Origin of the sequence: Catellatospora chokoriensis, assembly GCF_011297315.1 — a bacterium.
GTDB lineage: Bacteria > Actinomycetota > Actinomycetes > Mycobacteriales > Micromonosporaceae > Catellatospora > Catellatospora citrea.
The window spans coordinates 30,427-53,733 of the sequence record NZ_JAAOTI010000033.1 but is presented as its reverse complement, the minus strand read 5'-3'; the positions used below and the strand labels follow the sequence as shown (position 1 = coordinate 53,733).

General features: G+C 72.4%; 24 protein-coding genes. 8 read left to right on the top strand and 16 right to left on the bottom strand.

From position 1 onward, the window contains the following. Window positions 1–62 precede the first annotated feature (62 nt). From HAV39_RS35455 to HAV39_RS35440, 4 genes are all read right to left on the bottom strand, one after another. A complete protein-coding gene (locus HAV39_RS35455) occupies window positions 63–719 on the bottom strand; it encodes an ABC transporter ATP-binding protein (RefSeq protein ID WP_191843534.1) in 657 nt (218 codons plus the stop codon). A 186-nt stretch (window positions 720–905) separates the two neighbouring features. Beyond that, window positions 906–1,505: an HAD-IA family hydrolase gene (locus tag HAV39_RS35450; protein WP_191843533.1), complete on the bottom strand. Its 600-nt coding sequence runs from the start codon at window positions 1,503–1,505 to the stop codon at window positions 906–908. Next, window positions 1,502–5,041, bottom strand: coding sequence for a chromosome segregation protein SMC (gene smc, locus HAV39_RS35445; protein ID WP_191843532.1), 3,540 nt, complete (start codon window positions 5,039–5,041; stop codon window positions 1,502–1,504). Before smc ends, HAV39_RS35450 begins: the two co-directional genes overlap by 4 nt. Window positions 5,042–5,331: 290 nt before the next feature. After that, entirely contained in the window at window positions 5,332–5,526 is a 195-nt protein-coding gene (locus tag HAV39_RS35440; RefSeq protein WP_120318491.1) for a hypothetical protein, read from the bottom strand. 237 nt (window positions 5,527–5,763) lie between these two features. Here HAV39_RS35440 and HAV39_RS43070 point away from each other — a divergent pair, with 237 nt between their 5' ends. The 3 genes from HAV39_RS43070 (at window position 5,764) to HAV39_RS35425 (ending at window position 7,864) form a co-directional block, all read left to right on the top strand. After that, window positions 5,764–6,510 carry a CAP domain-containing protein gene (locus HAV39_RS43070; protein ID WP_239120844.1) on the top strand — a complete coding sequence of 249 codons (747 nt, stop codon included), beginning with the start codon at window positions 5,764–5,766 and terminating at the stop codon, window positions 6,508–6,510. Window positions 6,511–6,647: 137 nt separating this feature from the next. Continuing rightward, complete coding sequence (locus tag HAV39_RS35430) at window positions 6,648–7,274, top strand: spherulation-specific family 4 protein (protein ID WP_191843531.1); 627 nt, start codon at window positions 6,648–6,650, stop codon at window positions 7,272–7,274. 2 nt (window positions 7,275–7,276) lie between these two features. Continuing rightward, a complete protein-coding gene (locus tag HAV39_RS35425; RefSeq protein WP_191843530.1) occupies window positions 7,277–7,864 on the top strand; it encodes an endo alpha-1,4 polygalactosaminidase in 588 nt (195 codons plus the stop codon). Between the two features lie 3 nt (window positions 7,865–7,867). Here HAV39_RS35425 and mutM read toward each other — a convergent pair whose 3' ends face one another. The 7 genes from mutM to rsmD all read right to left on the bottom strand — a co-directional run bounded on the left by mutM (window position 7,868) and on the right by rsmD (window position 12,532). Then, window positions 7,868–8,725 (bottom strand): bifunctional DNA-formamidopyrimidine glycosylase/DNA-(apurinic or apyrimidinic site) lyase, encoded by an 858-nt coding sequence (gene mutM / locus HAV39_RS35420; protein WP_191843529.1) that lies wholly within the window; start codon window positions 8,723–8,725, stop codon window positions 7,868–7,870. A 155-nt stretch (window positions 8,726–8,880) separates the two neighbouring features. Then, window positions 8,881–9,654: a ribonuclease III gene (gene rnc, locus HAV39_RS35415; protein WP_191843528.1), complete on the bottom strand. Its 774-nt coding sequence runs from the start codon at window positions 9,652–9,654 to the stop codon at window positions 8,881–8,883. A gap of 121 nt (window positions 9,655–9,775) precedes the next feature. Further along, window positions 9,776–9,949 carry a 50S ribosomal protein L32 gene (rpmF, locus tag HAV39_RS35410; RefSeq protein ID WP_144120517.1) on the bottom strand — a complete coding sequence of 58 codons (174 nt, stop codon included), beginning with the start codon at window positions 9,947–9,949 and terminating at the stop codon, window positions 9,776–9,778. Between the two features lie 115 nt (window positions 9,950–10,064). After that, window positions 10,065–10,655, bottom strand: coding sequence for a YceD family protein (locus HAV39_RS35405; protein ID WP_191843527.1), 591 nt, complete (start codon window positions 10,653–10,655; stop codon window positions 10,065–10,067). 179 nt (window positions 10,656–10,834) lie between these two features. Further along, window positions 10,835–11,329 (bottom strand): ATP synthase subunit B family protein, encoded by a 495-nt coding sequence (locus HAV39_RS35400; protein ID WP_120318484.1) that lies wholly within the window; start codon window positions 11,327–11,329, stop codon window positions 10,835–10,837. Between the two features lie 110 nt (window positions 11,330–11,439). Then, window positions 11,440–11,928, bottom strand: coding sequence for a pantetheine-phosphate adenylyltransferase (coaD, locus tag HAV39_RS35395; protein WP_120318483.1), 489 nt, complete (start codon window positions 11,926–11,928; stop codon window positions 11,440–11,442). Between the two features lie 7 nt (window positions 11,929–11,935). Beyond that, window positions 11,936–12,532 (bottom strand): 16S rRNA (guanine(966)-N(2))-methyltransferase RsmD, encoded by a 597-nt coding sequence (gene rsmD, locus HAV39_RS35390; protein ID WP_191843526.1) that lies wholly within the window; start codon window positions 12,530–12,532, stop codon window positions 11,936–11,938. 241 nt (window positions 12,533–12,773) lie between these two features. Here rsmD and HAV39_RS35385 point away from each other — a divergent pair, with 241 nt between their 5' ends. Beyond that, the gene (locus HAV39_RS35385; protein WP_191843525.1) at window positions 12,774–14,468 is read left to right on the top strand and encodes an LPXTG cell wall anchor domain-containing protein; all 1,695 of its coding nucleotides are present in this window, start codon (window positions 12,774–12,776) and stop codon (window positions 14,466–14,468) included. A 208-nt stretch (window positions 14,469–14,676) separates the two neighbouring features. Here the strand turns inward: HAV39_RS35385 and recG are convergent, their stop codons facing one another. Continuing rightward, on the bottom strand, window positions 14,677–16,872 hold the full coding sequence (recG, locus tag HAV39_RS35380; protein ID WP_191843524.1) for an ATP-dependent DNA helicase RecG: 2,196 nt from the start codon (window positions 16,870–16,872) through the stop codon (window positions 14,677–14,679). Window positions 16,873–16,909: 37 nt separating this feature from the next. Beyond that, a complete protein-coding gene (locus tag HAV39_RS35375) occupies window positions 16,910–18,514 on the bottom strand; it encodes a DAK2 domain-containing protein (RefSeq protein ID WP_191843523.1) in 1,605 nt (534 codons plus the stop codon). Window positions 18,515–18,720: 206 nt separating this feature from the next. On the opposite strand from HAV39_RS35375, the gene rpmB reads away from it, so the two are divergent. After that, window positions 18,721–18,912 carry a 50S ribosomal protein L28 gene (gene rpmB / locus HAV39_RS35370; protein ID WP_120318479.1) on the top strand — a complete coding sequence of 64 codons (192 nt, stop codon included), beginning with the start codon at window positions 18,721–18,723 and terminating at the stop codon, window positions 18,910–18,912. Window positions 18,913–19,074: 162 nt separating this feature from the next. Here rpmB and HAV39_RS35365 read toward each other — a convergent pair whose 3' ends face one another. Both HAV39_RS35365 and HAV39_RS35360 read right to left on the bottom strand, forming a co-directional pair. Then, complete coding sequence (locus HAV39_RS35365; protein WP_120318478.1) at window positions 19,075–19,539, bottom strand: GNAT family N-acetyltransferase; 465 nt, start codon at window positions 19,537–19,539, stop codon at window positions 19,075–19,077. 26 nt (window positions 19,540–19,565) lie between these two features. Beyond that, window positions 19,566–20,507 carry a thiamine-phosphate kinase gene (locus HAV39_RS35360; protein ID WP_191843522.1) on the bottom strand — a complete coding sequence of 314 codons (942 nt, stop codon included), beginning with the start codon at window positions 20,505–20,507 and terminating at the stop codon, window positions 19,566–19,568. 189 nt (window positions 20,508–20,696) lie between these two features. Between HAV39_RS35360 and HAV39_RS35355 the strand changes: the two genes are divergently transcribed. After that, window positions 20,697–20,930: an Lrp/AsnC family transcriptional regulator gene (locus tag HAV39_RS35355; RefSeq protein WP_120321724.1), complete on the top strand. Its 234-nt coding sequence runs from the start codon at window positions 20,697–20,699 to the stop codon at window positions 20,928–20,930. Then, window positions 20,927–21,502, top strand: a complete 576-nt coding sequence (locus HAV39_RS35350) for a DUF3515 family protein (protein WP_191843521.1) — start codon at window positions 20,927–20,929, stop codon at window positions 21,500–21,502. Before HAV39_RS35355 ends, HAV39_RS35350 begins: the two co-directional genes overlap by 4 nt. Before the next feature lie 5 nt (window positions 21,503–21,507). On the opposite strand, the gene HAV39_RS35345 is transcribed toward HAV39_RS35350, so the two are convergent. Next, window positions 21,508–22,617, bottom strand: a complete 1,110-nt coding sequence (locus HAV39_RS35345) for a D-alanine--D-alanine ligase family protein (RefSeq protein ID WP_239120843.1) — start codon at window positions 22,615–22,617, stop codon at window positions 21,508–21,510. 83 nt (window positions 22,618–22,700) lie between these two features. Here HAV39_RS35345 and HAV39_RS35340 point away from each other — a divergent pair, with 83 nt between their 5' ends. Continuing rightward, window positions 22,701–23,267, top strand: a complete 567-nt coding sequence (locus tag HAV39_RS35340) for a hypothetical protein (RefSeq protein ID WP_203736550.1) — start codon at window positions 22,701–22,703, stop codon at window positions 23,265–23,267. The last annotated feature ends 40 nt before the right edge of the window (window positions 23,268–23,307 follow it).

Sequence of the window (23,307 nt, the reverse complement as noted above, 5' to 3'; positions counted from 1 at the left end):
CGGCTGCCGGAACGGCGCGGGGAGCGCTTCCACGGTCGGCGAAAGGTGGGCTCGGACGGCCGTCAGGCCCGGACCAGCTCGGCAGCGCCGTCGAGCAGGTGAAGTTCGGCGTCGCAGGCCGCGGCCGCCTCCAGGTCGTGGGTGGCCAGCACGACGCAGGCCCCCCGGTCGGCCTCGGCGCGCAACAGGTCGAGCACCCGGGCGCGGTTGGCGGCGTCCAGCTCGCTGGTGACCTCGTCGGCCAGCAGGATCGCGCCGGACAGAGCCAGGCCGCGGGCGATCGCCGTACGCTGCTGCTGGCCGCCGGACAGCTCCTCGACCAGCTGCCCGGCCTGCGCGGACAGGCCCACGTGCTCCAGCGACTCGGCCGTCGCGCGGCGGGCGTCCTCCGGGGAGAACCCGTTGGCCACCAGCACGACCTGCACGTTCTCGCCCGCGGTGAGGATGGTGGCGAGGCCGTTGTCCTGCGGGATCAGCACCACCCGCCGGGACACCGCGTCGTCGCGGTCGCGCAGCGCCAGGCCGTCCACCGCCACCGCGCCGCTGACCGGGCGCAGCACGCCCGCCATGGCGCGCAGCAGCGTGGTCTTGCCCGCGCCGGACGGCCCGGTCACCGCGAGCATGCGGCCCGCCTGTGCCGTCACGGACACGTCACGCAGCACCGGCGCTCCGGCGGCGTACTCCACCGTCACGCGGTCCACTACCAGCGACGACGACATCGCCGCGCTCCCCTCGCCGAATCGGGTCAAACGCACCCTCGCGGCTACCGGAGATCGCTCTCTCAGCGAGAGGCGGCCCTGGAGATCGTCAAGAGTCCGGTAGTAGTCACGCCCAGCATGGAGATCCGGTTGTCACCGCCCCTTACCCATTCCACATCCCGAGAGAAACTTTCACCTCGGTCTCGGTCAGAGGCCGAGGGCGGCGCGGGCGTACGGGAGGTCGGCGGGGCCGGTGAAGCGGAGGGCGGACAGGCCGGCCACGCGGGCGCCGCGGATGTTGCGGTCCGTGTCGTCGAGGAACAGGCAGCGGTCGGCGGGCGTCTGCAGGGCCAGGCAGGCGGCCTTGAAGAACTCCTTCGACGGCTTGTGCACGCCCAGCTCCGCCGAGGAGACGACCGCGTCGAAGTCGTCCTTGAGGCCGAACAGCGCCAGGTCGTCGTGCAGGTCGTCGGTGGCGTTGGTGGCCAGGCCGACCTTGCGGCCGGACGAGCGCACCTCGCGGACGAACGCCAGCACGGTCTCGTCGACGTAGCCGCGGTAGGCGTCCCACTCGGTCAGCGCCGCCGCGGAGGCTCCGGTGTGCGCGGCGATCTCGTCCAGCCACTGCTGCCGGGTCCAGTGACCGGTGACGGCCGGCAGCTGGCGGTGCCACTCCAGCCCGGACTCCAGCAGCTTCGCGGGCGCGACGCCGTGCCGGGCCTCGAAGTCGCCGTACGCCGACGCGTCGAAGTGGCGCAGCACGCCGTCGAAGTCGATCAGCAGGGCCTCGGCCGGCCGGCGCCTCATGCGGACTCGCCTTTCAGACGCTGGCTGATCACCTCGGTCACACCGTTGCGCATGGTCACGCCGTACAGGGCGTCGGCGACCTCCATGGTGCGCTTCTGGTGCGTGATGATGATCAGCTGGCTGCGCGAGCGCAGCTCCTGGAACAGGGTGATCAGGCGGCCGAGGTTGACGTCGTCGAGCGCCGCCTCCACCTCGTCCATGATGTAGAAGGGACTCGGGCGGGCGCGGAAGATCGCGCACAGCATCGCCACCGCGGTCAGCGAGCGCTCGCCACCCGACAGCAGCGACAGCCGCTTGATCTTCTTGCCCGGCGGGCGCGCCTCGACCTCGACGCCGGTGGTGAGCATGTTGTCCGGGTCGGTCAGCACGAGCCGGCCCTCGCCACCCGGGAACAGGATCGGGAAGACCACCTGGAACTCGCGCGCGGTGTCCTCGAACGCGGTCGCGAACACCTCCAGGATGCGGTCGTCCACATCCTTGACCACGGTGAGCAGGTCCTTGCGCGTCGCCTTGAGGTCTTCGAGCTGGTCGGAGAGGAACTTGTAGCGCTCCTCCAGCGCCGCGAACTCCTCCAGCGCCAGCGGGTTGACCTTTCCGAGCAGGCCCAGGTCGCGCTCGGCCTTGGCGGCGCGCTTCTCCTGGATGGCCCGGTCGTAGGGCTCCGGCTCGGCGAAGTCGGTGGAGCCGAGCAGGACCACCGGCACCGGGACCTCGGGGCCGTACTCCCCGAGCAGGGTCTCCACGTCGAGCGAGAACTCCTCGGCGGCGCGGGTCTCCAGCTGCTCGATGCGCATGCGCTGCTCGGCGCGCGCCACCTCGTCGCGGTGCACCTCGGAGGTGAGCCGGTTCAGGTCGTCGCCGAGCCGCTTGGCGCCGTTGCGTACCTGGGCCAGCTCGGCCTCCCGGGCCGTACGCGCCTCGGCGATGGTGTCCCGGCGTTCCGCGGCCTCCTCCAGTGCCACGGTGAGCCTGGTCAGCACCTCGCGGGTGCCGGATTCGACGGCCTTGGCGACGGCCGCGCCACGCTCGCGGGCGGCCCTGCGGGCGGCGGCCCGCTCCCGGGCGGCGCGCTCGGCGGCGGCCTGGCGCAGCAGCGAGTCGGCACGGCCCGCGATCTGCGAGACGCGCTCCTCGGCGGTGCGCACCGCCAGGCGCACCTCGACCTCGTTCTGGCGGGCCTGCGGCACCAGCGCGGCGAGCTGGTCGCGCTCGGCGGTGGACGGGTCCTCGTCGACCGGCACGGACTCCGCCGCCATCAGCCGCTCTTCGAGCTCGGCCAGGTGCACGAGGTCCTGCTCGCGGGCGGCGACGGCCTTGTCCCGGGAGGCGGCCAGGCGCTGCGCCTCGGCCTGCGCGGAGCGGGCGGCGGCGCTGACCTCGGCCAGGCGGCGGGCGGCGGCGTTGCGCTCGCCCTCGGCGGCGCGCTTGGCGGCGGCGGCCGCGTCCACCTCCGCCTTGCGCCCGGTCGCGATCTCGCGGGTCTCGGCGATCTCCGCGCGCAGCACGGCGATCGACTCCTCGGCCGCGGCGCGCTTGGCCCGGGCCTCGTCGACGGCCGCCTGCACCTCGATGTAGCTGGGGGCCTTCGCCGAGCCGCCGGCCCCGGAGAACGCGCCGACCAGGTCGCCCTCGGCGGTCACCGCGCGCAGCGCCGGGTGCGCGGCGACCAGCGCCGACGCGGCCCGCAGGTCGGCGACGAGCACCACGTCGCGCAGCGCGCTGGTGATCGCGGGGCGGATGGTGTCGGCGCAGCGCACCACGTCGAGCACCCAGCGCGCGCCGGGCGGCAGCGCCACGTCGGGCCGCGACTGCGGGGTGGGCGTGCCGATCAGCAGCGCGGCCCGGCCCGCGTCCTGGATCTTGAGCAGCCGCATCGCCTCGGCCGCCTCGTCGACGCCGGACACCGCGACCGCGTCGGCCAGCGCGCCCAGCGCGGCGGCCAGCGCCGCCTCGCAGCCGGGCTCGACGGCCAGCAGCGACGCGACGCTGCCCAGCAGGCCGGGCACTTCGCCGCCGCGGGCCAGCAGCGCGCCCGCGCCGTCCTTGCGGTTGAGACCGAGCGCGAGCGCCTCCTCGCGGGCCTTCCAGCCGGTGGCCTCCTTCTCGGCGGCGCGCTCGGCGTCGGACGCGCGCTTGACCGCGGCGTTGGCCTCGTCGTATGCGGCGACCGCGACGGCGTGGGCGGTGTCCAGGTCGGCGTTGTCCCGGTCGGCGTCGGAGGTCTGCTCGGCGACCGCGTCGACCTGCTCCTGGGCGGCCTCGGCGCGCATCGCGGCGTCGCCGTACGCCGTGGACAGGCGCTCGATCTCCTCCGAGGCGGTCGCGGTGCGCGTACGCGCCGCGTTGACCTGCCCGGACAGCTTGGCCATGCCCTCGCGCCGGTCCGCGATCGCCTTCACCGCGGCGACCAGGGCCCGCTCGGCTCCGGCGAGCTGGCGCTCCAGCTCCTGGCGGCGCTCGACGGCCTCGGCCAGGCGCACCTGGTCCTCGGTCAGCGCCTCGCGCAGCGCCTCCTCCTGCTCGCGTACCGCCTCGGCCTCGGCCTCCAGCCGGTCGGGGTCGCGGCCGGACCGCTCGTCCTCGGTCGGCGCGGCCAGGTGGCGGTGCCGCTCGGCGGCCAGCTGGGCGGTGGAGCGGAAGCGCTCCTGCAGCGCGGACAGCTGATACCAGACGTCCTGGGCCTGGGTCAGCGCGGGCGCGTCGGCGGCGTGCGCCGACTCCAGCGCCGACAGCCGCAGCTGGACCTGCTCGTACTCCTCCTCGACCAGCTCGCGCCGGGTGCGCAGGGCCGCCTCGTCGGCGACCTCCTTGTCCAGGGTCGTGCGCAGCGTGAACAGGTCGTCGGCGAGCAGCCGCAGCCGGGCGTCGCGCAGGTCGGACTGGATCGTCGCGGCGCGGCGGGCCACCTCGGCCTGCCGGCCCAGCGGCTTGAGCTGGCGGCGCAGCTCGTCGGTGAGGTCGGTGACGCGGTTCAGGTTGGCCTGCATCGCGTCCAGCTTGCGCAGCGCCTTCTCCTTGCGCTTGCGGTGCTTCAGGACGCCCGCGGCCTCCTCGATGAACGCGCGCCGGTCCTCGGGCTTGGCGTGCAGCACGGCGTCGAGCTGGCCCTGGCCGACGATGACGTGCATCTCGCGGCCGATGCCGGAGTCGGAGAGCAGTTCCTGGATGTCCATCAGCCGGCACGCGTCGCCGTTGATCTCGTACTCGCTCTCGCCGGAGCGGAACATCCGGCGGGTGATCGAGACCTCGGTGTAGTCGATCGGCAGCGCGCCGTCGGCGTTGTCGATGGTCAGGGTGACCTCGGCGCGGCCCAGCGGCTGGCGGCCGGACGTGCCCGCGAAGATCACGTCTTCCATCTTGCCGCCGCGCAGCGCCTTGGCGCCCTGCTCCCCGAGCACCCAGGAGATCGCGTCCACCACGTTGGACTTGCCGGAGCCGTTGGGGCCCACCACACAGGTGATGCCCGGCTCCAGCCGCAGCGTGGTCGCGGAGGCGAAGGACTTGAAGCCCTTCACCGTCAGGCTCTTGAGGTGCACGGCGCTCCGAAAATGATCATCAGCGATCCCGCCGGTCGGCGGGTGGCACATGCTATCGGGTCAAAGCTGCAGGGTACCCGGCGAGGAGATCGGCCCTCCGGACGCGCCACCGTTGCCGCCGCTGTCGTATGCCCTACGCTGCCCGACGGTTAAACCGCCCCGGGCGTGAAAACAGCCCGGCGCACAAAAAGAAGCGCGCCGCCACAGGAGTGGAGGCGCGCATAAGGACTGGTGCACTGTGGCGACCCGCGTCAAGCGGTCGGCCACGGTCCCGCTGACGCGGGAATCGCTCAGGTGAGAGCCGGTTCGGCGATGCGGAAGAAGTCGTCGGCCTCGGCAGCAGCAGCCGCCAGCCGATCGTTCTCCGCACGCAACCGGGTTACCTCGAACTCCAGTGCCCGCACCGTGGCACGCAACCGGGTGACCTCGTCGAGCATACGCCGATCAGGCGCAGCGGTGACGTGGCCATAGAGGGCCTTCGCCATATCGTCTCCTTGTGAAGCGCTGCCGGTTCGCCGGCCAAACGCGCGCCCAGTTATTCGCGGCTCCCGGCCCGTGCCATCCGGAATGTTTCTCCGGATATGGCTGGCGAGCGCGGTCGGGCGCGACTGGCGACGTATCCATACTCCGCCGATACGACGGTCACGTCAAGTTGCCCTGCGCCACACATCGCGGAAGGTGTCGAGAGGGGACAAACCGTCCCGGCTTGCTAGCGTCAGGCGGTGGCACCTCGTGGCCGTTACGCCGGCCGGCATCGTGCGCCTCTGCGGTGGTGGCCCGCGCTCGTCGGCTCGGGTGCGCTGGTCGCCGCCCTGCTCGGCGTCGCGCTGACCCTGGACGGACCGGTCGTCAGCTCCGCCGCGCCCGGCTCGGCCGCCACCGCGGGCACCGGCCATGTCACCGGTACGGGTGACACCACGGTCTCCCTTTCCGGTGACACTCCGTCATCGCGGATCACCCCGCCGGGGTCGCGGACCGCGCCCGCCGCGGCGCGGGCCCCGGGGCCGGGCGCGCTCACCGCGAGCCCTCCCGCCGCCGCGCGGGCTGCCGCCGCCCCGGGCACCAGCCCCGAGAGCGACCGGATAACCGTCCTGGAGGACCAGGTCGCCATCCTGATCAACCGGGAGCGGGAGCGGGCGGGCTGCCACCGGATGCGCACCGACGAGCGCATGAGCGTCGCGGCCCGTCGGCACAGCGCGGACATGGCCCGCCTCGACTACTTCAGCCACACCGGGCGCAACGGCAGCAGCTTCGTCGACCGTCTGGAGGACGCCGGTTACCCGCGCCGGCACGCGGCCGGCGAGAACATCGCCTACGGCTTCTCGACCGCCGAGTCCGTCGTCGAAGCCTGGATGGCCAGCACCGGGCACCGCAACAACATCCTGAACTGCGACGCGCTGGCAACCGGGGTGGGGCTGTCCTACCAGGGGCGCACGGCGTACTGGACGCAGGAGTTCGGCCGCGAATAGCGGCGCACAGGGAGTTCGGCCGCGAGTAGCGGCGCACAGGGAGTTCGGCCGCGAATAGTGGGCGGGCCGGGTCGGTCGGCTAGCCGACAGTCACCTCCGGGTAGTCGCGGCGCACCGATATCGGTCGTTGTACGAGCGTGACCCCCCTGCTGCCACTTCCCGCACACCCCCAGCTGAACCCGGAGCTGTGGGCGACGATCGAGGCTGCCGGCGTCGGCGCCACCGTCCTGCTCAACATCGACGCCGGGCCCGGCAGCGGGCTCGACCCGACCTGGACCGCGGCCACCACACGGCTGGTCCGCGCCGGGGCCTGCCTGCTCGGCTACGTCGACCTGGCCTTCGGTGCCCGCCCGACCGAGCAGGTGCGGGCCGAACTCGGCCGCTGGGCCGGCTACCCGGTCCGGGGCGTCTTCTTCGACCAGGCGCCGACCAGCCCGTACTCGATCGGCCCGGTCGCCGTCGCGGTGCGCGCGGCCCGCCGCATCGGGTTCGACACCCTGCTGGTGAACCCGGGCCGTCCCACGGACTCGATCTACCGGGGCCTGGGCGCGGTGCTGTGCACCTACGAGGGCCCGTGGGACCGCTACCGGCACGGCACCGAGTCCGGCGTCCGGCCCGGTGACGCGCACCTGGTGCACTCGGTCCCGCTGGAGCAGATCGCGGCCTGCCACGAGCTGATGCGCGGCCGCGGCGCACGGTTCGGCCTGGCCACCCACGAGGCCTCCATCCACGGCGCGTCCGCGGTCGTGCCGGTGCCGGTGTAGCCGTGCGGGTCGCCGGAATACGCGTGCCGGTCAGCGCGCTGGTCGTGCTGGGCTGCGTCGCCTGTGCCACGCCGGCCCGGCCGTCGCACTGGTACGACGCCCCGCCGCCGGCCGCGCTGCCCGAGCAGCTGCGCTGGCAGTGGTCGCTGGCCGCGCCGCCGCAGTCGACCGCGGCCGACGTGTACGTGCTGGACGGGTTCACCACCGCCGCGTCCACCGTCGAGGACCTGCACCGGGCCCGCCGCCGGGCGGTCTGCTACCTGCCGCTGGCCGCCGTGGAGCACGACCGGCCCGACGCCGCGCGCTTCCCCGCCGAGATGACCGACCCGGCCGGGCGGGTGCGCTGGGACGCGCCCGAGGCCGAGCTGCGCACCCGGATCACGCCGATCCTCACCGACCGGCTGCGGCTGTGCCGGGACAAGGGCTTCGACGCCGCGGCGCTGGACCAGCTGGCCGGGGCGCCGCGCAGCGTCGTCGACGACCTGGTCACCCAGGCCCACCGGATGTCCCTGCCGGTCGGCCTCCTCGACGCCGTGCACGCCGACGCCGACCTCACCGTGCCCGGCTCCCCCGACCGCCCGCCGGGCTGACCGTCAGGCCCGGCCCACCGTGCGCGGGCGGGGCTGGCAGCGCGGGCACGAGTACGACGAGCGGTTCATGAACTGCTCGCGCCGGATCGGCGACCCGCACCGCGAGCACGGCTCGCCCTCGCGGCCGTACGCGTTGAGCGAGCGGTCGAAGTAGCCGGACTCGCCGTTGACGTTGACGTACAGCGCGTCGAACGTGGTGCCGCCGACCTCGATCGCCTCGCCGAGCACGTCGCGCACGTGGCCGAGCAGCCGCGCCGCGGCCGGCTTGGTCAGCTCGTCGCTGGGCCGCTCGCCGTGCAGCTTGGCCCGCCACAGCGCCTCGTCGGCGTAGATGTTGCCGACCCCCGAGATCAGCGTCTGGTCGAGCAGCGCCCGCTTGACCGCGGTGCGTCTGCGCCGCAGCGCGGCCAGGAAATCCGCCTCGACGAAGGCTTCGTCCATCGGGTCGAGCGCGATGTGCGCGATCTCCGCGGGCAGCGTCGCGCCGCCGGGTGAGACCGCCAGCCCGCCGAAGGTGCGCTGGTCGACGAAGCGCAGCTGCGGGCCGCCGTCGGTGAAGTCGAACCGGATGTGCAGGTGCTTCTCCTCCGCCGCCTCGGCGGGCTGCACCAGCAGCTGGCCCGACATGCCGAGGTGGCCGACGACCGCGTCGCCGCTGTCCAGCGGCAGCCACAGGTACTTGCCCCGGCGGCGGGCCTCGGTGATCGTGCGCCCGGCCAGCACGTCCGCGAAGTCCTGCGCCCCGGCCGGGTGGCGGCGCACGGCACGGGGGTGCCGCACCTCCACGGTGGCGATGGTGCGGCCGACCACCCAGCGGGCCAGCCCGCTGCGGACCGTCTCGACCTCGGGCAACTCCGGCATGGCTCCAGCCTCCCTCGCCGGCCGCGCGGGCGGCCCGGCCACACGGTGATCGGAAACGCGCCGGGCCGGAGCCCGGGCGCACTCCACATCATGAACAACACCACCGACGTTCCCGCCGACACCCGAGCCCCTCGGGCGGGCGGTGGGCGGCGCCGTCAGGCCTCGCGGGCCTCCGGGTGGGAGGTGTCCACGGCCCGGTGCGACAGCACCTGCCAGGCGTCCTCCGCGGCACGCTGCTCGGCGTCCTTCTTGGTGCGGCCGGTCACGCCGCCGAACCGCTCGCCGCCGACGACCGCCCAGGCGGTGAACATCTTGGCGTGGTCGGGGCCCTGCTCCTCGATGGCGTACTCGGGCACGCCCCAGCCGTGCGCGGAGGTCAGCTCCTGCAGGCTCGTCTTCCAGTCCAGCGACGCGCCCCGGCGCGCGGACTCCGCCATCAGCGGGTCGAACAGCGCGCGGACCACCTCGGCGGCCTTCTCCATGCCGTGCTCGAGGTAGATCGCGCCCAGCAGCGCTTCGAGCGTGTCGGCGAGGATCGACTCCTTGTCGCGCCCGCCGGTGGTCTCCTCGCCCTTGCCCAGCAGCAGGTGCTGGCCGATGCCGGCGGTGCCGAGGGAACGGGCCACCCCGGCCAGGGCGCGCGAGTTGACCACGCTGGCCCGCAGCTTCGCCAGCCGGCCCTCGGGCAGGTCGGGGTGCGCCTGGTAGAGCGAGGCGGTGATGACGACGCCCAGCACGGCGTCGCCGAGGAACTCCAGCCGCTCGTTGGTGGGCAGGCCGCCGTGCTCGTACGCGTACGAGCGGTGGGTCAGCGCCCGCTCAAGCAGCTCGGGCTCCAGCGTCACGCCGAAGGCCGCCGCGAGATCGGACGCGGCGAGCTGCGCGGACCGCTCGGCGGCACGCGTGTCCTGCGACGGCTTCGAGGCCATCAGTCACTCCCCTCCCGGCGGCTGAGGGGCAGCACAGGTACGGCGACGTCGCCGGCTGGCGAGAACCAGCCGGCGACGTGACGTTTCACAGCTTCCCGGATGCACCGGGATCGCCTGAGACTCAGACCTCGAGAACCTGGCGGCCGTTGTAGGTGCCGCACACGCTGCACGCGGCGTGCGGCAGCTTGGCCGACTTGCACTGCGGGCAGGCCACGGTCGCGACCGCGGTCGCCTTCCACTGCGCCCGGCGGTGACGGGTGTTGCTGCGCGACATCTTGCGCTTCGGGACTGCCACTGTCTTACTCCTCAGTAGTAGTCGGCGGTCGCCGACCATTATCTCGGTACGGCCGCAGCCGTCGTACCCGGGTCTCGGCACCCGCCGCGGTGAACGCGGCGGGCAAACAGCCGATCTAGGGCGCCGGCTCAGCCGGCTCGTCCGGCCCTGAAGAGCCGGTCAGCTTGCTCAACTTCGCCCAGCGCGGGTCGAGCTGCTCGTGGGTGTGACCCTCGGGCAGGTCGTCCCAGCGCACCCCGCAATCGGGGCACAACCCTGGGCAGTCCTCTCGGCACAGCGGATTGACCGGCAGCTCCAGCACCACCGCGTCCCGCAGCGCCGGCTCAAGGTCGATCATGTCGTCCTGGAGCCGGCCCACCTCGTGCTCGTCCGTGGTCTCGTCCGTGGCGCTGTCCGCGTACGCGAAGAGCTCCTGGATGTTCACGGTCAGCGACTCGCCGATGTCGGCGAGGCACCGGCCGCATTCGCCGGTCACCTCGCCGGAGACGGTCCCGGAGACGAGCACGCCCTCCGACACCGATTCCAGCCGCAGGTCGAGCGTCAGGTCCGCACCCTCGGGCACGCCGATCAGCTGGAGACCCAGCTCCGCCGGCGCCGGCACCACCCGCTGGATGGTACGCATCGACCCCGCGCCTCGCGGCAGGTCCCGAGTGTCGAGGACGAGCGGAGCGCGCGGGTCGAGGTGTTTCGTCGAGTGTGCAGGCATGAGCTTTCACTGAGCAGGTAGATGGAGGCCGTTATCGCAGGCCGACGTAGAAGATTACCTGAAGCGGCAGGCCCGCGTCGAACCGACTCCGGCATGCGGAGCCCGCTACGCGGCCTTGATCGGTGTCATCCTTCGCCGCGCCACGGATGACACCGAGCGGCCGCCCCGACGGGCTCCGGTCAGAACGGCAGCGGGCGGTCGTCGTCGCCGGGGACGAACGAGCCGATCTCCCGCAGCGCGTGCATCTTGTCCCGGCCACGCTCGATGGAGGCCAGGGCGCGCGTCAGGAACTGCTCGAAGTTGCCCAGCGCGGTGTCGACGTACTCGTCGACCTCCTCGCGCAGGCGCTGCGCCTCGGCACGGGCCTCGCCGACGATGCGCGAGCCCTCGTGCTCGGCCGAGACCGTGATCTCGTTCACCGAGACGAGCCGGGCGTGTTCCTGCTCACCCTCGTGGATGATGCGGTCCGCCTCGCGCCGACCGGAGTCGAGGATCTTGTCCCGCTCCTCCAGCAGGGCGGCGGAGCGCCGCAGCTCGCCGGGCAACTCTGCCCGGAGCTGGTCCAGCGCGCCGATCAGCTCACCGCGGTCGACCATGCAGTTACGCGACATCGGCACCGATCGCGCGGCTTCCACCAGGGCGATGATGTCGTCAATACGGTCGAGTGGGTCCACCGACGGTCACTCCTTGTCCAGCGTTGTTGTCCACACCATGATGCGTCCCCCGTCCACCCTCACGGCAGACCGGGGACCCCTGCGGCGCGTCGCCGCGACGGACCTGCGGTTCAGGCGGTTCCGACGTCCCGGAACTTCTCCAGCAGACGCCGTTCGACCAGCTCGGGAACGAAGGAGGAGACCTCGCCGCCCCACTTGGCGATCTCCTTGACGAGGCTGGAGGCCACGAACGAGTACAGCGGGTTGGTCGGCATGAACAGGGTCTCCACCCCGGACAGGCCGATGTTCATCTGCGCCATCTGCAGCTCGTAGTCGAAGTCGCTGACCGCGCGGATGCCCTTGACCACGACCTGGGCGTCGTTGTCCCGGCAGTAGTCGACCAGCAGTCCCCGGAACGACTCGATCCGCACGTTGGGCAGGTTCTTGGTGACCTCGCGCAGGATCTCGATGCGCTCCTCGACGGAGAACAGGCCCTGCTTGCTCTGGTTCACCAGCACCGCGACGATCACCTCGTCGAACAGCCGCGCTGAGCGATCGATGATGTCCAGATGCCCCCGGGTGACCGGGTCGAAAGACCCGGGACAGACCGCACGCCTCACTAGCTGCTCACCCTTCCGGTAAGACCGCTCCGCCACTCTGCGCAACGGCGCGACCGTACCAAAGGGCGGTCTCCCCGTAACGGCGGCCGCGTTCACCAGTGACACCCTGCACCCAGGCGGGTTCCGGGGACCGGCTGGAGCGCTCCACGACCAGCACCGCGTCGTCGGCGAGCCAGCCGTGGCCGGCGAGCCCGGCCAGCACCGCGGTGAGGTCCTCCTCACCCAGCGCGTACGGCGGATCCGCGAAGACGATGTCGTAGGCCCCGTCGGCCGGCCCACCGGCCAGCACCGTCGTCGCCTTGGCGGCGGCCACCCGGGCCGCGGCGCCCGCGCCGAGCGCGGCGATGTTCTCCCGGATCACCCGGACGGCCTTGGCGTCGGACTCCACCAGCAGCACATGCGCCGCCCCGCGGGACAGCGCCTCCAGGCCCACCGCGCCCGAGCCGGCGAACAGGTCCAGCACCCGCGCGCCGGACAGGTCCGTCATGGCCTCCAGGGCCGAGAACAGCGCCTCGCGCACCCGGTCGGAGGTGGGCCGGGTGTCGCGGCCGGTGGGGGCATGGAGCCGGCGCCCGCCGTACCGGCCGGCCACAATCCTGGTCACGATCTCGACGCTACGGCATCGCGGGCGACCGATCGGGCCACGCCCACGGTGACGGGATCTGAGCTGGGCGATTGCGTAGCGCCACGGTGATCACCGCTGTCACTCAAAGTCGATAACGATTCAGCATCTTTTCACGTTTTGGCTGGACGACGACTTAGTACGCCAACGCGGGCTTCACTAGGGTCAGGCGGTCGCTTCACAGCTTCATCTCCTGTCCCAAACACCCCTATCTGGAGCACGTGTGAAACGTCCCATCTTCCGCCGCCTGCTCGCAGTGACCGGCAGCGTGGCGCTCGGCCTCATGGGCGCGGTGGCCCTGGGCAGCCCGGCGCAGGCGCACCACCCCGAGCTCGAGCCCGTCGCCATCTGCGCGACCGACGGCTGGACCATCAACTGGACCATCGAGAACAGCGAGACCCAGTGGGAGGGCAAGATCACCAAGATCACGCCGTCCCCGACCGGCAGCCTGACCGGCGGCACGCTCGCCGTCGGCAAGACCCTGCCGAAGAAGAACAAGGGCTCCCTGACCGCCGTCCAGAAGGTCGGGCTGGACGTCAAGAAGGTCTCGCTCTACGTCGAGGTGCTCTGGGAAAAGCAGCCCGGCACCCGCGACGACGTGACCGAGAGCCGCACCGTCAGCACGGACCTCAAGCTCAGTGACTGCGCGCTCGGCATCTCCGTGACCGGCAGCGCGTCCTGCGACAACGTGACCGGCAAGTGGAACGTCAAGTGGGCGGTGACGAACCAGTCGCTCGTGGACACCACGGCGTTCGTCATCACCACCGGCGGTGACACCACCGCGGTCCGCTACGGCACCACCTGGCAGAAGCTGGCCAACGAGTCCGACATCGTCGGCCTCAAGGACAAGGACCCGATCGGCGCGGGCAAGACCCGGGAAGCCACCCAGGTCGTGCCCGGCAACGCCAGCGGGGCGCGCCTCAAGGTGAAGCTCGAGTCGGCCACCGACTGGAACAAGAAAGAGGTCTACGCGACCGAGGTCCTGGAGTTCTCCGAGGCCTGTGTCAAGAAGGTCGCCAAGCCCGAGGCGCTCTTTGCCTCGACGTGTGACGTCGTGACGGTCAACCTGACCAACGACGCCGCCGCGACCAAGAACGCCGAGTTCACCATCACCGGCGCGAACGGCTTCAGCAAGACCGTCTCGGTGGAGCCCGGCAAGTCCACCACCGTCGAGGTCCCGAAGGAGTCGGCCACCGGCATCAAGGTGACCGCCGCCGGCATGCCGGACCGGACCTACTCGTGGGCCGACTCGGCCGACTGCCACCCGATCGGCGTCAAGGTCGACAGCACCTGCCTCAACCTTAAGATCACGCTGGACAACCCGGCCAACGGCAAGCAGACCACGATCGTGCTGACCCCGACCAAGGGCGACGCGGTCACCAAGACCCTGGCCCCCGGCACGGTCGAGACGGTCGACTTCCCGCTCGGCGAGGAGAGCAGCCTGTCCGTCGAGGTGACCATCGACGGCAAGAAGTGGGACACCGTGTCGTGGGCCACGCCGAGGGGCTGCGAGACCGTCGAGGGCGAGGTCGTCAGCACCTGCACCGGCCTCACCTTCAACATCGTGAACCCGGAGGACGGCTCGCCCGCGGAGATCGTGCTCGACCCGAGCAACGGCGACGCGGTCAAGTTCACCCTCCAGCCGACCGAGAAGGCGACCAAGGAGTTCACCGCCACCGGTGACACCCTGAGCGTCGACATCACCGTCAACGGCGTGAAGCTCAAGACGGAGACCTGGCAGAAGCCGGAGAAGTGCAACGCTCCGTCGCCGTCCCCCTCCCCGTCGGCCCCGCCGACCCTGCCGAAGACCGGTACCAACGTCACGATCTTCGTGATCTCCGGTCTGCTGCTGGTCGCCGTCGGCTTCGCGGTGTTCATGCTGGCGCGACGTCGCCGGCTGAACATGACCGAGGTCTGACAGCAATAGGCACATGAGAACGGGGCGGGTCCTGACGGACCCGCCCCGTTCTGCGTACCTCCCTTGATCGTCCGACTTGCCAGGCAGACGGTCGAACGGCCGCCCATGATTCGCACAGGTGCCCGGCAAGTCGGACGATCAAGGAGCGCGGTGGCCCGGCGCCTCGGGCGTTCGCGGAGCGCCGGGAGCGGCCTCGCCTGGGCGGGCGTCAGCCCTTCTGGAGGAACTCGGCGCGGTCGGTGTCGACGAGGCGGGCGATCTGGTCGGCCAGCAGCGGATGTGCGGACAGGTCCGGGTCGTCGGCCAGCAGGGCCTCGGCCTCGGCTCGGGCCTCGCCGATCAGGTCGCGGTCGCGCAGCAGGGACAGCAGGCGCAGGTGCGAGCGGCGCCCGGACTGGGCCGCGCCCAGCACGTCGCCCTCGCGGCGCTGCTCCAGGTCGAGTTCGGCGAGCCGGAAACCGTCGAGCGTGGAGGCGACCGCGTCCAGCCGCTCGCGCGCCGGAGTGCCCGCCACAGCCTCGGTGACCAGCAGGCACAGGCCCGGCGCGCTACCCCGGCCGACCCGGCCGCGCAGCTGGTGCAGCTGCGAGACGCCGAACCGGTCGGCGTCGAGGATGACCATCGCGGTGGCGTTGGGCACGTCCACCCCGACCTCGATCACGGTCGTGGCGACCAGCACGTCGAGCTGCCCGGCCGAGAACGCGCGCATGATCGCGTCCTTCTCGTCGGCGGGCAGCTTGCCGTGCAGCACCCCGATCCGCAGGCCGCGCAGCGGGCCCTCGGCCAGCAGCGGGGCGACGTCCAGCACAGCCACCGGCGGGCGGCGCTCGTCCTCGACGGCGTCGTCGGGCGGCGGGGTGTCGTCGTCGGTGGCGCTGTCACCGATGCGCGGGCAGACGACGTACGCCTGATGGCCCTGCTGGACCTCCTCGACCACGCGCCGCCAGGCCCGTTCCAGGAACGCCGGCTTCTCCGCGACCGGCACCACGTGCGAGGCGATCGGCGAGCGCCCGCCGGGCAGCTGCGACAGCGTGGACACCTCCAGGTCGCCGTAGACGGTCATGGCGACAGTGCGCGGGATCGGGGTCGCGGTCATCACCAGCACGTGCGGCGGCTGCTCGGCCTTGGCCCGCAGCGCGTCGCGCTGTTCCACGCCGAAGCGGTGCTGCTCGTCGACGACGACCAGTCCCAGGTCCCGGAAGTCGACTCCCTCGTACAGCAGCGCGTGGGTGCCGATGACCAGCCCGGCGCTGCCGTCGGCGACCTTGGCGAGCACCTTGCGCCGAGCGGCCGCCCCCTGCGAGCCGGTGACCAGCGCGACCTGGGTGCCGTTCGGGTCGCCGTCCAGCTCGTCGGCGCGCCCGGCCGGGCCGAGCATCCGGGTGATGCCCCGGTGGTGCTGGGTCGCCAGCACCTCGGTCGGGGCCAGCAGCGCGGCCTGCCCGCCCGCGTCGACGACCTGCAGCATGGCCCGCAGCGCGACCAGCGTCTTGCCCGCGCCGACCTCGCCCTGCAGCAGCCGGTGCATGGGGTGCGCCACGGCCAGGTCGGCGGCGATCTCCTCGCCGACCGCGAGCTGGCCGTCGGTGAGCGTGAACGGCAGCGTGCCGTCGAATCCGGCCAGCAGGCCGTCGTCGCGGCGCGGCCGGGGCCTGGCGGGCCACGCCGCCGCCTCCCGCTTGCGCCGCACCAGGGTCAGCTGCACCGCGAACGCCTCGTCCCAGGCGAGCCGGCGCTTGGCGATGTACAGCATCTCCTTGGACGACGGGCGGTGGATCTCGCGCAGCGCCGTGTCCAGGTCGAGCAGCTTGCGCTCCGCGCGGATCCGGGACGGCATGGCGTCCGGCGGCATGGTGATCGTGTCCAGCACCACCCGCACGCAGCGGGCGATCACCCAGGTCGGCACGGCGGCGGCGGCCGGATACACCGGGATCAGCGCCCCGGCGAACTCCTCCACCTCGGCGGCCACCTCGCCGTCGGCGGCGCCCTGGTCGAGCAGCACGTACTCCGGGCTGTTGAGCTGGCGGCGGCCGCGGAAGTCGCTGACCTTGCCCGCGAACAGGCCCCAGCGCCCGGGGCGCAGGTCGCGCTCGCGCCAGGCCTGCTGGAAGTACGTCAGCACCAGCTGGCCGCCCGCGCCGTCGCCGACGACGACCTCCAGCATGCTGCCGCGCCGCTGCCGCATCGGCCGGGTGGTGGTGCGCAGCACCTGGGCCAGCACGGTGACCTCTTCGCCGATCTCCAGCGTGCGCATGTCGGTGTGCTCGCCCCGCTGGTCGTACCGCCGGGGCACGTAGAACAGCAGGTCACCGGCCGTGTACAGGTCGAGGTGTGTCTTCAGGGCCTTGGCGGTCTTCTCCCCGACCAGTTTCGACAGGTCGGTGTCCACGTCCGCGGAGGTCATACCTGATCCTCCCGCGGCCCCCTGACATGCCGCCCGCTCATTCGACCCCCACCAGCAGCGGGTAGTGCGGCTGGCCACCGGGGTACGCATGCACCTCGACGAACGGCCAGCGGGTCGCCACGTGCGCGGTCAGCGCCTCGACCAGCCCCTCCGGGGCCTGCGCGCCGGTGAGCAGGGTCACCAGCTCGCCGCCGCTGGCCAGCATGCGGTCCAGCAGCCCGCAGCACACCGTCACCAGGTCGTCCCCGATCAGGTTGACCTCGCCCTCGATCAGCGCGATGACATCTCCCGGGCGGCAGCGACCGGCCACCGTCAGCGCCTCCCGGCTGGCCGTGGTGACCTCCGCCGAGCGGCACGCGCCGGCCGCCTCGGCCATCGCGATCACGTCGTCCTCGAACCGGCGGGCGTGGTCGCGCACCGCCAGCGCGGCCAGGGCCTGCACCGGCGAGCGGGTGGGCACCACCCGCACCTTCACGCCCTCGCCGAACGCCTCCTCGGCCGCGGCCTGGCACACCGCGCGCAGGTTGGAGTCGGTGGGCAGCACCGCCACCCGGCCCGCGCCGGTGGCGAGGATCGCGTCCAGCACCTCCGCGGTGGACGGGTTGCCGCCGATGGCCACCGCGCCCTCGGCGATGAGCAGCTCCTCGATGCCGTCTCCGGCCGCGGTGACGACCACCGCGCGGGCCGTCGGATCGGGCCGCCGCGGCGCGCCCTCGGCGGTCGCGCTGGTCAGGTGGGTGATCTGGATCTGGTACGGCCGTCCGGCCGCGAGCCCCGCCTCCAGCGCCGCGCCCGCGTCGTCCACGTGCACGTGGACCCGCCAGGTCGGCGCACCGCCGACGATGACCAGCGAGTCGCCCAGCCGGTCCAGCGCGCGCCGCAGCTCGGCGATCTCCGCGGCCCCCGTGTCGATCAGGAACTGCACCTCGTACGCGGGCCCGCGGTAGGTCAGCGCCGCCCGCCCCGCCCCGTGGCCGTGCCCGGCGTGATCGTGGTCATGCCCGTGTTCGGGGTCACGCGCCGCGGCGCCGTCGACCTCGCTCTCGTCGTGCTCACCGGTCAGCGCCTCCAGCAGCGCCTCCAGCAGCAGCACCAGGCCCTGCCCGCCGGCGTCCACCACCCCGGCCGCGGCCAGCACCGGCAGCTGCTCCGGTGTGCGCGCCAGCGCCTCCCGCGCCCCCAGCACCGCCGCGCGCGCGGCGGCCGGCTCGTCGGAGCCCTGATCAGCGGCCTCGGCGGCAGCCCTGGCCACGGAGAGGATGGTGCCCTCGACGGGGTGCGCCACCGCGGCGTACGCCGACTTGGCCGCCGCGTCGAGCGCCGCCGCCAGCCCGTCGCCGTCCACGGAGTCGGCCAGGCCGGCCAGCCACTGCGCGCTGATGACGCCGGAGTTGCCGCGCGCGCCCAGCAGCGCGCCGCGGGCCATGGTGCGCAGCACCACCCCCGCCGACGGCGCGTCGGTCAGCGAGCCGGCCAGCGCCTGCTCCGCCGCGGACAGCGTCAGCAGCAGGTTGGTGCCGGTGTCGCCGTCGGGCACCGGATACACGTTCAGCTGGTTCAGCGCCTGCTCGTGCCGACTCAAACCGGCCACGGCCAGCGAGCTCCAGCGCCGCACCGCCGCGATGTCCAGGACCTCCAGCACGCGCGCAAGCCTATCGGTGCCGCACCCGGTTCTCGCGCTCGGCGTGGCGGCCGGTAGAGTGTTGCCAGCCGTCGTACGCGCCAGATGCCGTCGTGCGGCTCCGCCCCGATTGGGCACGTGCCGTGCGAGTCAGGTACCCTGGCAAAGTTCCCGGCACAGTGACGCTTGGTCGGGTTGGTTGATCAAGACGAACTCAGGAGATTTCCGTGGCTGCCGTGTGCGACGTCTGTGGCAAGGGACCGGGCTTCGGTCACAACGTGCCCTGGTCGAAGAAGAAGACCAACCGCCGCTGGAACCCGAACATCCAGACGGTGCGTACCCCCGCTGGTGGCGGCAATTCCCGCAAGGTCCAGGCCTGCACCTCGTGCCTGAAGGCCGGCAAGGTCACCCGCGCCTGACGCGAGACTTCCCAAAAGGCCGCCGAGTTCCACTCGGCGGCCTTTTGCCGTCCCATACCCCGCCCCAACTTGGCGCGACTCTTAAAAACTTGCGCCTTCACGAGCGGGGTGAAGGCGCGAGTGTTTAAGAGTTGCGACCCGGGAAGGGGGCGGGGTGGGGGGTCAGAGAGTGCGGCCGAAGGAGCGGCAGCCGGGCTCGTCGCGGTAGTGGCCGAAGTTGTCGATCAGCTGGTAGCCGATGGCGTGGTACAGGGCGATCGCTTCGGGCTGGGCGGTGCCCGTCTCGAGGATCGCGCGGACGCGGCCGTGCGCCCGTGCGTCGGACTCCAGCGCCGCCATGATCGCCCTGCCCACGCCCTTGCCGCGCACCGTGGCCGAGGTGTAGACACGCTTGATCTCGGCGATCTCCTCGGAGCCCGCCCAGCTGCGCCAGCCGCCGCAGCCGACCGGCGAGCCGTCGAGGTATGCCACGAAGAAGCCGCCGTCCGGCGGGTCGAACTCGACGGCCTCGATCGGGGTCGCGTCGGAATCGCCGTAACGTTCGGCCAGGTCAGCCATGAGTTCGGCGATCAGCTTTCGGGCGACCGACCCGCCGTAGCGCGTCGGCTTGATCTCAATCTCGGTCACGGCGCCGAGGATACTGCGCATGCCCGCTATGCCCGGAAGTGGTCCCACCCCTTCGGGCCGTACCACGGGCGGTTGTCGAGCGTCACCGTGCTGCCCTCGATCACCTCGCCGATCACGTGCCAGCCCTCCGGCAGCGGCACGTCCACCGGGAACGTCGCGGCCAGCGCGTGATCGTCGCCACCGGCCAGCAGCCACTGGTACGGGTCCACGCCCAGCGCGAGCGCCGCGTCACGCATCTGCTCCGGCACCTTGAACGCGCTGCGGTGCAGGTTGACGCCCACCTTGCTGGCGTGCGCGATGTGCCCGAGATCGGCGATGAGCCCGTCCGACACGTCGATCATCGAGGTCGCCCCGGCCCGCCCCGCGGCCGGCCCCAGCGCGTACGGCACCACCGGCCGCCGGTACGCCTCGACCAGGATCTTCGGGGTGCGGAAGCCGCGCGACAGCACCGTGTAGCCGGCCGCCGCGAAACCCACCCGCCCCGCCAGCGCCACCACGTCACCGACCTGCGCGCCCGACCGCAGCACCGGCGCCAGCCCGTGCAGGTCGCCGAGCGCGGTCACCGCGATGGTCAGCGTGGGGCTGGCGGTCATGTCCCCGCCGACCACGCTCGCGCCGACCAGCGCGGCCTCGGTGGCCAGCCCGTCGGACAGCTGCTCGGCCCAGGCCACGTCCAGGTCCGGCGGGATGCACAGGCCCACCAGCAGCGCCGTCGCGGTCGCGCCCATGGCGGCGATGTCGGCGAGGTTCGCCGCCGCCGCCCGCCGGCCGATGTCCTCGGCCTCGGCCCAGTCCCGCCGGAAGTGCCGCCCCTCGACGAGCACGTCCGTGGAGGCGACGACCCGCCCGTCGGAGGCGATGACCAGTGCCGCGTCGTCGCCCGGCCCGATGATGGTGGCCGGCCCGGTGCCCAACCGCGCCACCACCCGTTCGATCAGCCCGAACTCCCCCGTCCGCGCAATACTCATGCCTTCTCCTCGCTACGCTCGTCGGCGGCATGAGCCCGTGTCACCATGATTCGCTCGCGAAGCTCGCTCATGCTGTTTCCTCGTCGCGCCTGCTCATGTGGCTTCCTTCCTCACCCTTGCGCCTCCTGCCGCAGCCTGTGCACCCTCATTGAGGTACTTTCACAGGCGGCACGTGTGAAGGAGTCGTCCGTGGTCCACGCTTACATCCTGATTCAGACGTCGGTCGGCAAGTCCGTCGACGTCTCCGCGGCCATCGGCGAAATCCAGGGTGTCACCCGGGTGGACGCGGTGACCGGCCCGTACGACGTGATCGCCATGGTCGAGGCGCACACCGTCGACGAACTGGGCAAACTGGTGCTGTCACAGATCCAGTTGATACCCAACATCACCCGCACCCTGACGTGCCCCATCATCCACCTATGAGTAACGACCAGACGGCACGGTCGGGCCGACGGTCCGCCAAGACGATCGCCACCGTGGTCGCGCTGCCGATCGCACTGCTCGCGGGGTTCGGCTTCTTCCAGGCCATGCGGCCGCCGGCCGAGCCCGCCCCGGAGCCCAGCGTCGCCGCCGGCCCGCAGGTGATGCCCACCACGCCGGTGACGATGGACGCCCCCGCGCTGAACGAGCGGCAGGCCACGGTGTGCCGGGCGCTGCTGTCACAACTGCCCGAGCAGGTCCGCGAGCTGCCGCGCCGCGCGGTCACCGCCGGCCACGAGCAGAACGCGGCGTACGGCGAACCGGCCCTGACACTCGCCTGCGGCGGCCCGTCCCCGACCTACCCGCCCACCGACGACGTGTACACCCTGGACGGCGTCTGCTGGCACAAGGGCGACGGCGCGTGGACCACGGTCGACCGCGAGGTGCCCGTGCGCGTCACCGTCCCGGCGGCGTACGACACGCCCGGCCAGTGGGTCATCAACTTCTCCAAGACGCTGGTCGCCACCGTGCCCCACGCCGAGCGCATCCCGCCGGGCTGCGGCACCCGCGCCTGACCTGTCTAGTGCAGGCCGGTGCCGCGCCGCTGGGCGGTGCGGATCAGGCGGGACACCAGCTTCGGGTAGTCGAGGCCGCTGGCCGCCCACATCCGGGGGAACATGCTGGTCGAGGTGAAGCCCGGCATGGTGTTGATCTCGTTGAGGTAGACCTTCAGGTCGTCGGTGACGAAGAAGTCGACCCGGGCCAGGCCCGCGCAGTCCAGCGCGGTGAACGTGCGCACGGCCAGCTCCTGGACCTCGGCCGCGATCTCGGCGGGCAGGTTCGCGGGCAGGTCGTACTCGCAGTCCTCGCCGAGATACTTCGCCTCGAAGTCGTAGAACTCGTGGCCGCCGGCCACGACCCGCACCTCGGCCAGCACGGAGGCCTCGGCGCTGCCGCCGGCCTCGCTCTCCAGCACGCCGCACTCGACCTCGCGGCCCACGATGCCCGCCTCGACGAGCACCTTCGGGTCGATCGCGCGCGCCTTGGCCAGCGCGGCGTCGAGCTGGTCCCAGCTGGAGACCTTGGTGATGCCGAACGAGGACCCGGCCCGCGACGGCTTGACGAACACCGGCAGGCCCAGCCGCTCCTTGTCGGCCTCGCTGAGCTCCTGCCCGTTGCGCAGCACCGCGTACGGCCCGACCGGGATGCCCTCGGCGGCGGCGAGCTTCTTGGTGAACTCCTTGTCCATGGCGGCCGCGGAGGCGAACACGTTGGCCCCGACGTACGGGATGCCCGCCATCTCCAGCAGCCCCTGGATGGTGCCGTCCTCGCCGTACGCCCCGTGCAGCGCCGGGAAGACCACGTCGACCCCGGCCAGCGCGGCGGCGCCCTCGGCGGGCTCCAGCACGACCAGCTCGTGGCTGGTCGGGTCGGCGGGCAGCACGATGGCCTGGCCGGAGGCGGCGGTGATCTCGGGCAGGCTGCGGCCCTCGATGGCGAGCTGCGCCGGGTCGCCCGAGGTGAGCACCCAGCGGCCCTCCTTCGTGATGCCGACCGGAACGACCTCGAACTCGGCCGGGTCGAGCGCGGCCAGGATGCTGCCCGCGCTGACACAGGAGATGGCGTGCTCGGTGCTGCGACCGCCGAAGACGACGGCGACACGGGTCTTACGCTGGCTGCTTTCACTCACGCGGCTGACCCTACCGTGCGTTGTGGCGATCCGGTGAAGAGCACGTCGCACGGCACCCCAGGGTGGCACTACCATCCCGGAGCGTGACCCCTCAGGCGCGCCTGCGGCGCATCCGGTACTGGCTCGTCTTCTTCATCGTCGGCCTCGTGCTCAGCGGCGTGACGGCCTTCCCCCTGGTCACCGAGCTGCGCTGGGTGGACGGCCTGCTCCGGGAGAGCTGGGTGCCGGCCCCCGACGCGCTGGTCGACTTCATCGGCACGGTCCGCACCGGCGCGGAGACCGCCGACCGGGACTTCCCGTTCCTGGCGTACGGCACCGATTGGCTGGCCTTCGCCCACCTGGTCATCGCGATGGCCTTCTACGGCCCGCTGCGCGACCCGGTCCGCAACCTCTGGGTGATCCACTGGGGCATGCTGTGCTGCGTCGCGGTGGTCCCGCTGGCGCTGATCGCCGCCCCGATCCGCGGTCTGCCCTGGTGGTGGATCCCGATCGACATCTCGTTCGGCCTGTTCGGCATCATCCCGCTGCTGATCGTCCGCCGCCACATCCTGGCCCTGGCTGTCTCCGAGGCCGCCCCGCCCGGTGCCGCCCCGCCCGTTGTGACCCCGGCTCCAACGCCTGGCTCAGCCCCCACACCGGCCCAGGCCTGATCCCCAGCGACATACGCCTCCACCGTATTTGCTCTGCACC

What these genes read in the sequence shown, in the direction of transcription:
- HAV39_RS35455 (WP_191843534.1), bottom strand. Translation starts at nt 719, where the DNA reads ATGTCGTCGTCGCTGGTAGTGGACCGCGTGACGGTGGAGTACGCCGCC.
- HAV39_RS35450 (WP_191843533.1), bottom strand. Translation starts at nt 1,505, where the DNA reads ATGAGGCGCCGGCCGGCCGAGGCCCTGCTGATCGACTTCGACGGCGTG.
- HAV39_RS35440 (WP_120318491.1), bottom strand. Translation starts at nt 5,526, where the DNA reads ATGGCGAAGGCCCTCTATGGCCACGTCACCGCTGCGCCTGATCGGCGT.
- mutM (WP_191843529.1), bottom strand. Translation starts at nt 8,725, where the DNA reads ATGCCGGAGTTGCCCGAGGTCGAGACGGTCCGCAGCGGGCTGGCCCGC.
- rnc (WP_191843528.1), bottom strand. Translation starts at nt 9,654, where the DNA reads ATGGCCTCGAAGCCGTCGCAGGACACGCGTGCCGCCGAGCGGTCCGCG.
- HAV39_RS35405 (WP_191843527.1), bottom strand. Translation starts at nt 10,655, where the DNA reads ATGCCTGCACACTCGACGAAACACCTCGACCCGCGCGCTCCGCTCGTC.
- recG (WP_191843524.1), bottom strand. Translation starts at nt 16,872, where the DNA reads ATGACCTCCGCGGACGTGGACACCGACCTGTCGAAACTGGTCGGGGAG.
- HAV39_RS35360 (WP_191843522.1), bottom strand. Translation starts at nt 20,507, where the DNA reads ATGAGTATTGCGCGGACGGGGGAGTTCGGGCTGATCGAACGGGTGGTG.
- HAV39_RS35350 (WP_191843521.1), top strand. Translation starts at nt 20,927, where the DNA reads ATGAGTAACGACCAGACGGCACGGTCGGGCCGACGGTCCGCCAAGACG.